The following is a 3,816-nucleotide window of genomic DNA, read 5'->3' on the forward strand; positions in this document are numbered from 1 at the left end:
ATCCACGACGTCGGTGCCCGTCGCGAGCAGGCCCGGGGCGGGGACGCGTCCGGGGCTCCGCGCGCCGCGGGGGGCGCGGGGCGTCAGCGGCCACCGCCGAGGCGGTCGATGCGGTCCGCCGGGAGGCCCAGGCGGCGCCAGGAGGCGGTCAGCGGGGACGGTGCGGCGGCGGCGCGCGCGGTGCCCCGCGGCGCGGCGCCGTCGAGCGCGCGGAGCACGCGCGTGGTGGCCTCGAGCAGCCCGAGGACGGCGGGGGCCGTGAGGAGGTCGAGCGAGCCGGCCGGCCCGTCCAGGGCGAGGCACCCGGTGACGCGGGACGTGGGTCCGGTGTCGTCGACCACCGGGACCGCGACGACCACGTCGACGCTGTCGCGCACGGCGCTGAACTCCGCGAAGGTGAGACCCGAGCGGGTGGTGGCGGGCAGCGCGTCGAAGGCGGCCCGGTCCAGCGGGCCCAGCGCGGCCCAGGTGGCCCGGACGTCGCGGGCGACGACGGCGCCCGTCGCGACGCACTCGCCGACGACGCCCTTGCCGGGGGCCCACGCGATGCCGCTGGCCCCGGGGCGGCGGGCGGCGCGCACGCGGTGCCGGCGGGCGAGCCGGGGCGCGCGCCACGCAGCGGTGTCGAGGCCGTAGGCGGCGACGGACAGGTCGCGGGGGTCCAGGCCGGTGGTGTCGGCCACGGCCCACAGCGCGCCCGCGAGCACGTCGTCGAGCAGCTCACGCCGGGCGCCGCGGCGCCCGGCCCGGAAGCGCTGCAGCGCAGCGGACGTGGTCGAGCCGGCGGCCAGCACCGCGGTGAGGACGACGAGGGCGACGGTGACCCGCGGGGCGGGGTTCCACAGCTCGGTGCGCTCGAGGGCGAGGGCCGCGCCCACGAGCGCCGCCAGCACGGCCAGCGCCACCTCGGTGACGAGCGTCCTCACGCGCGACCTCCTCCTGCTCGGGCCCCGTCGACCCGGGCACCGGCAGCCTAGGGACCGCCACGGACACGGACGGGAAGACGACGGCGACGGGGCCTGCCGCTCGGGCCGCGGGGCGCGTACTGTCGCCGCACCGCACGGGGCTCGCCGAACCCCGTCGCCCGCTCGGCCCCCGCGAGGAGGGCTCCGGCCGCAGCCGACGTCCCGCGGCGATCCGCGCCCCCAGGCGCATCCTGCTGAGCGCACCCCACCCGGGAGACCGGGACGAGAAGGAGTTCACCGTGGACAAGTCCCCTCGCACGACGAACAGCAAGAAGGTCGGCAAGTCCCTGAAGGAGAAGCGCGTCGACAAGAAGGCGAAGTCCGCGGGCCGCAGCGCCGCCGACGCGGTCGCGGACAGCGTGACGGGGCAGCGCCGCTCCCGCTGAGCGCAGCGCGCGCGGACGCCGGGCCCCGCCCGTGCGTCCGCGTGCGCGTCGGAGCGGACCGGAGCCGGGTGAACCTCGCGCCGCCCTGCCGCGTTGGAGGGTCAGCAGGCGCGTCACCAGACGTCGCGCCGGACCGACGGAGGAGACGACCGTGGACCCTGCAGCTGGCATCACGAGGCGGACGCTGGCGGCGCGCGGAGCCGTCGTCGTGGGGGGTGGGCTGACCCTGGCGGCGTGCGGGGCCGACGACCCGGCGCCCGGCGCGTCGTCGTCGAGCAGCAGCACGGGGTCGGGCAGCGCCTCGAGCAGCGCGGCCGGGGGCTCGGCCGACGCGCTCACCCAGCTGTCGGACGTCCCCGTCGGCTCGGCCGTGAAGGTCGAGGCCGCCGACGGCACGGGCGTCGTCGTGGCCCAGCCGACGGCCGGTACCGCGGTCGCCTTCAACGCCCGCTGCCCGCACGCCGGGTGCGCGGTGGCGGTCGACGACGCCGAGCTGAACTGCCCGTGCCACGGCTCCCGGTTCGACGCGCTCACGGGCGCCGTGCTCAAGGGCCCGGCCACGGAGCCGCTGGCCCCCTACCCGGTCACGGTCACCGACGGGGCGGTCGTCGCGAGCGGCTGAGGCCCGGGCGGCGGTGGACGCAGCCGTCGCCGGCTCCTTGTAAAACGTTCCAAGGGATGGTTCGCTGGGCCCCCGGTCGAGGCGGCCGCCCGACGTGCGCAGGTGCGCGCGGCGGTCCGCCGGCCGGCGTCCCCGCTCGCCCGACGTGTGCCGCGCGCCCGGCACTCGACCCCTCGAGGAACCGATGCTCCCCCAGACGCTGAGCGACCTCTTCGACCACCCGCCGCGGGACTTCAGCCCCACGCCGCTGTGGTGGTGGAGCGGCGCCCCGGTCACGCCCGAGCGGTTGCGCTGGCAGATGGAGCGGTTCGCGGAGGGAGGCGTCTACAACCTGGTCGTCATCAACCTCGCGCCGGCCGGGCCGCTGGAGGAGGCCGTCGCCGACGACCCGGCCTGGTTCAGCGACGCCTGGTGGGACCGGTTCTCCACCGCGTGCGACGTGGCGGCCGAGCTCGGTGTGCGGATGTGGTTCTACGACCAGATCGGCTTCTCGGGCGCCAACGTCCAGGGCCTCGTGACGCGGGAGCACCCGGAGGCCGCGGGCCGGGCCCTGCGCTGCGACGTCCTGCCCGTGCAGGGCGGCTCGCTGGCGGTTCCCGCGGGCGCGCAGGTGCTCACCGCCCACACCCTCGACGGCCGCCGCGTCGCCGTGGACGGCGGCGGGCGCGTCGAGGCCCCCGACGGGACGTCGCTGCGGGTGGCGACGACGGTCGCCACGGCGTTCGACTACCTCGACGAGCACGCCGTCGCGCTGCTGCTGGACCGGGTGCACGGCGAGTTCGACCGCCGCCTGCCCCAGCACCTCGGTTCCGTCATCGCCGGCAGCTTCCAGGACGAGCTGCCGAACACCAACACCTGGACGCCCTCGTTCGCGGCGGAGTTCGAGGCCCGCAAGGGCTACGACCTGCTCGACGTGCTGCCGGCCCTCTTCGTCGTGGGCGGTGAGGCGGAGGCGGAGGTGCGCGCGGACTACTACGCCGTGCGGACGGAACTCACCGAGCGCGCGCTGTTCCGGCCGCTCGGGCGCTGGCACGACGAGCGCGGCATGCTGCTGGGCGCGGACCAGACGAACCCCGCCCGCGCGGGCGTGCCCACCCAGTCCACGCAGATGTACACCGACTACTTCCGGACCCACCGGTGGTACAGCGCGGCGGGCAGCGACCACCAGGGCGACGCGAAGGTCCACTCCTCGATGGCGCACCTGTACGGCCACCCGCGGGTGTGGATGGAGTCGTTCCACTCCAGCGGCTGGGGCGGCACGCTGGAGGACACCTACGACTGGCTGCTGCCGATGCTGCGCTCCGGGGCGACGCTGTACAACCCGCACGCGAGCTACTTCGGCACCGCCGGCGGCTGGTTCGAGTGGGCCCCGCCGTCCACCGACTGGCGGCAGCCGTACTGGGCGACCTACCCGGATTTCGCGGCGGCCGTCGCCCGCACGACCTCGATGATGACGTGGGGCACCTACGACGCGGAGGTCGCCCTCCTGCACCCCACCACGACCGCCCAGGCGGGCCTGACGCTCGACGCGCCGATCGACCACTTCGGGCACGGCCGGCTCGGCGGGGAGTTCGAGGCCGTGGACCGAGCGCAGCGCGAGTACCTGGCGCTCGCGGGGCTGAACGACTGGTTCGACACCAGGCCGGGGCTGCTCGACGCCGCGGGCATCGCCTTCGACGTCGTCGACGACGCCTCGCTGCAGGCGGCCACGACGACCGGCGGCCGCATCGGCGTGCGGGAGCAGAGCTACTCCACCGTCGTGCTGCCGTCCGCGACCGTGCTCGAGGAGGCGACCGCGCAGGCGCTGCTGGCGTTCCTCGACACGGGCGGGCGGGTCCTCGTC

General features: G+C 76.5%; 4 protein-coding genes. 3 read left to right on the plus strand and 1 reads right to left on the minus strand.

The annotated features are described in order from the left end of the window. Positions 1-83: 83 nt before the first annotated feature. Positions 84-926, minus strand: a complete 843-nt coding sequence (locus tag GTR02_RS20390; protein WP_166609308.1) for a hypothetical protein — start codon at positions 924-926, stop codon at positions 84-86. Positions 927-1,204: 278 nt separating this feature from the next. Between GTR02_RS20390 and GTR02_RS20395 the strand changes: the two genes are divergently transcribed. From GTR02_RS20395 to GTR02_RS20405, 3 genes are all read left to right on the plus strand, one after another. Next, positions 1,205-1,351, plus strand: a complete 147-nt coding sequence (locus GTR02_RS20395; RefSeq protein WP_166609309.1) for a hypothetical protein — start codon at positions 1,205-1,207, stop codon at positions 1,349-1,351. Between the two features lie 151 nt (positions 1,352-1,502). After that, the gene (locus tag GTR02_RS24750) at positions 1,503-1,973 is read left to right on the plus strand and encodes a Rieske 2Fe-2S domain-containing protein (RefSeq protein WP_205709711.1); all 471 of its coding nucleotides are present in this window, start codon (positions 1,503-1,505) and stop codon (positions 1,971-1,973) included. Positions 1,974-2,157: 184 nt separating this feature from the next. Next, the coding region (locus GTR02_RS20405) for a glycosyl hydrolase (RefSeq protein ID WP_205709712.1) at positions 2,158-3,816 on the plus strand (1,659 nt) is incomplete at its 3' end.

Source organism: Kineococcus siccus (assembly GCF_009906795.1).
In the GTDB taxonomy this organism is placed as follows: domain Bacteria; phylum Actinomycetota; class Actinomycetes; order Actinomycetales; family Kineococcaceae; genus Kineococcus; species Kineococcus siccus.